The sequence below is a fragment of the uncultured Vibrio sp. genome (assembly GCF_947488985.1).
Classification (GTDB): domain Bacteria; phylum Pseudomonadota; class Gammaproteobacteria; order Enterobacterales; family Vibrionaceae; genus Vibrio.
The window spans coordinates 1-3066 of sequence record NZ_CANLBV010000177.1; the positions used below are offsets into that span (position 1 = coordinate 1).

The 3066-nt window shown below is 46.7% G+C and carries 6 protein-coding genes; all 6 read right to left on the bottom strand.

Annotated features, from left to right (window positions below):
• The coding region (locus tag Q1A70_RS19380; RefSeq protein WP_299695560.1) for a major capsid protein P2 at window positions 1–422 on the bottom strand (422 nt) is incomplete at its 3' end.
• Between the two features lie 253 nt (window positions 423–675).
• Complete coding sequence (locus tag Q1A70_RS19385; RefSeq protein ID WP_299695558.1) at window positions 676–1332, bottom strand: type IV secretory system conjugative DNA transfer family protein; 657 nt, start codon at window positions 1330–1332, stop codon at window positions 676–678.
• Between the two features lie 113 nt (window positions 1333–1445).
• On the bottom strand, window positions 1446–1949 hold the full coding sequence (locus Q1A70_RS19390) for a hypothetical protein (RefSeq protein WP_299695556.1): 504 nt from the start codon (window positions 1947–1949) through the stop codon (window positions 1446–1448).
• Between the two features lie 14 nt (window positions 1950–1963).
• Complete coding sequence (locus Q1A70_RS19395) at window positions 1964–2392, bottom strand: hypothetical protein (protein ID WP_299695554.1); 429 nt, start codon at window positions 2390–2392, stop codon at window positions 1964–1966.
• Window positions 2389–2643, bottom strand: a complete 255-nt coding sequence (locus Q1A70_RS19400) for a hypothetical protein (RefSeq protein ID WP_299695552.1) — start codon at window positions 2641–2643, stop codon at window positions 2389–2391. The genes Q1A70_RS19395 and Q1A70_RS19400 overlap by 4 nt, the downstream gene beginning before the upstream one ends.
• A 58-nt stretch (window positions 2644–2701) precedes the next feature.
• Window positions 2702–2995 (bottom strand): hypothetical protein, encoded by a 294-nt coding sequence (locus Q1A70_RS19405; protein ID WP_299695550.1) that lies wholly within the window; start codon window positions 2993–2995, stop codon window positions 2702–2704.
• Window positions 2996–3066: the final 71 nt, after the last annotated feature.

Consider the following 3066-nt stretch of genomic DNA (forward strand, 5'->3'; position numbering starts at 1 on the left):
AGAACGCGAGCCGGTTGACGCGCTGAAACGGTCGCCCATGCTTGCAGTTGAACCTTAGGCGCGTTGGCTTGTTCAGTTGACGCGATTTCCACTTCTAGCGTGATGTTGTCACCCATTTCTGTCACCAGACCTGTGTAACTTACGCCGTTTTTCGTTTTGGCTGTGATGTCAGCCAGCGGGATAGTGAAGAAACCATCCGTTTGAGTCAGACCTTTGTACGCTTCTAGCTTCTTGATCAACTCACCATCTAAGACGATGATTTCATCAGCGTTCAACGTGATCGTGACGCGGCGCAGTTGTGCGGCTGCAAGGTTGGTTTCAAGAAAGATTTCTTCGTATGTAGGACCAATAGGCAGCGTGAGCGTTGCTTTCTCGCCGTAATCAGCACCTGTGAACGAGTTCAGTTTGGTTGAAGTAGTCATTGATTAATTACTCCCTTAACCAATGGTATCTTCAACAGCGTCAACGTTGTTTGATGCCCAAACAACGCCAGCCGCCACTAACGCAGCGATGCCTGCGATAATACCTATGTTTTTTGCATTCAATTTCATGCTTCGATTTACTCCAATAAAAAACCGTCCGGTAGTGGACGGTCTTATTGGTACTGCTTTATGTGCCTTCGATGCCTAATGGTTATGTACCTTAGATATACATTAAGTGTGATTTATTTCACACTTACCAACGGATACGGCCTTTTTCAACGACCACTCCGTATTGCTTGAAGTAGTCAAATTTAACTAACTTTGACTGTTCATTGGCACATATTCCGGTTAGGTCTTCTAAGTATCGGCGGCTCTTGGGTGTCTTCGTTAACATGATGTAGCCATATTCACAGTTATCAATGATCGTCTTTGGTACTTCTTGGCCACGTTGGAATAGGTTGATGGTGTGGATGTTGTAAGAGCGACCAAGGCGAAGCAGCTTGCCATGGTAACCGGTGGCTTTGCCGGCACTGGTTGAGTTCTCCGCGACTTCTTCACAAATAACCTTGAGTGGCTTCTTGTGCTTCCCATCGCCACAACTCCACACTACACGGCAAAAGAGGTCGAAGTCTTTAGCCGAAGGCTCTGAGGGGCGATAAGCGATCTTAAAGCCTTGCTTGGTTTCTCTTCCTGCCATTAACGCACTGGCGAACGAGCGTAAGTTGCCATAAACGCGGATTTTACGACCTACGATAAGGCCATCATATTCACGTTTCGGGTCGTAAATGGCGACTTGGTCAGTCGATGAGATAAGCAGTTTTTTTGCTAAGGACGATTTACCCGAACCCGACATGCCGACAATGTAGGCATGGTGGTTATCAAGTGCGTTGTTATTGTTGATTGGTTCCATATCTAACCCTAAAAAAAAGACCGCCCGAAAGTGGGCGGCCTTAGTGTTACTGCTTTATATGCCTTAGATGCCTAACACCAAGTGGGTTAGATATGTATTAAGTGTGACTTGCATCACGATGCCGTTTGCTCTGATTCCGGTTGTGCGTTTTGCTGTGCTTCTTGAGCAGCAAGGCGATCGGCTTTCTTAAGGCTGCGGTGTTGCAGGAATAAGGAAGCGGAGATACTGAGTGCTACCAAACCCAAGCCAATCTCTTCTTTGTATTTCACCGCCCACGGCGGGGGCGCAACGTTGTATTTTAAAATGACCGGCGCGGCGGCTTTTGCCAATGCGTGGGCGTTGTCTTCACCAATCTCTAGACGTTCATCGAGCATTTCTTTTACGGCGAAGTCAGCCATGCCAACACCGACAAGAACGGTTTGCTCTGTGGCTTCGAGTGCCATTTTCTGAGCGTTCACGGCTTCGGCTTTTTCGTCTGCTTTGTCCAACGCGGCTTGCGGGTCGAACTCGTTTTCCAGTTCTTCTAGGAACTCGCTTTTGTCTTGCTCGGTGTGCGTTTCAATTTCTTCAGCATCGATGACTGGTTGATCGAGTTCTACATTATTTTGTTTGTCCATGGGATAGGGTGTCCTTATACAGATCGTAAAACAGTGACGGCTTTACCAAGGGTTAAGCCAATGAATGCACCGATGCCAGCACACAACAACCCTGAAACCCCGTCTGATTTAGGCACATTATTAGGGTAGGGTTGCACTTCATTTGGTACTTCCGATTGCACTTGTTGTACTTCCGATTGCACTTGTTGTACTTCGGGTTGCACTTGTTGTACTTCGGGTTGCACATGTAAGGGTTCTTGTTGCGCTTCAGTAGCCGCGGTTAGCTCTTCTAAAGGCATATATTGCTTTAGGTAGTCTTGGGTATTGGCATTGCTGCGCTGCTCCGTACACTGACAAACGTGACAACGTCCCTTTAAGTAGGCCGAACGTTTACCGCTGCATTGGCTGACTTCCATCGCTTCACCGCAATTAGGGGCGGTGCATTTCACATAACCTAGAATCATTGTTCTTCTCCTTGAACTTTTTTGAGTTGATCGCGTAGCTCATCGACTTGTTGTTGTAGGTTCTCGAGCGCGGCCACTTTGCTGTCGAAGATATCGCGGGCAGCTTCGAAGTTTGTTATCGCGTATTCCTTGACGGTACCGACCAATTTTAGAGGGGAGACTTTCGGCCAATCTGGGGACGCATCCTCGAGAACGCGGCGCGATTCTTTGATGCCGTTTATGATTTGGGTGAATTTGGTTCTTAGAGTCATAGCCACCCCAAAGCCCAAAGTATAATTATCAATAAGAGTAAAGAAAAAAATAACTCCATCACTGCACCGCCTTTCTTTGTGCTTCGATTTCTAATTCAAGGCGATTTTGTAGGCATTTTGCAAAGATGGTGAGTATCAATGCCATCTCGGCAATTCCTTCCGCAATTAAACCAAGCTTTAGCAGGACACTAACGGGCACTTGCGCCTGTCCCGTTTCCCAACGAGAAAAGGTAGCTTGAGTGATTTCAAGGTTGTTTTGAGAAATGAAGTCTTTCTGTTGTAGGCCAGAACGTAAACGTGCATCACGTATCAGTTTAGCCGTAATAGGGTACTTATATTTGGATGGTTCCATAGCTCGTTGCCTTAACTGACGTTAAAAGAAACAAGCCGGAGGTTTTACGAACGATTGATATTATACATGTT

Coding starts and splice junctions, on each gene's coding strand:
- Q1A70_RS19390 (WP_299695556.1), bottom strand. CDS start 1,949: ATGGACAAACAAAATAATGTAGAACTCGATCAACCAGTCATCGATGCT.
- Q1A70_RS19385 (WP_299695558.1), bottom strand. CDS start 1,332: ATGGAACCAATCAACAATAACAACGCACTTGATAACCACCATGCCTAC.
- Q1A70_RS19395 (WP_299695554.1), bottom strand. CDS start 2,392: ATGATTCTAGGTTATGTGAAATGCACCGCCCCTAATTGCGGTGAAGCG.
- Q1A70_RS19400 (WP_299695552.1), bottom strand. CDS start 2,643: ATGACTCTAAGAACCAAATTCACCCAAATCATAAACGGCATCAAAGAA.
- Q1A70_RS19405 (WP_299695550.1), bottom strand. CDS start 2,995: ATGGAACCATCCAAATATAAGTACCCTATTACGGCTAAACTGATACGT.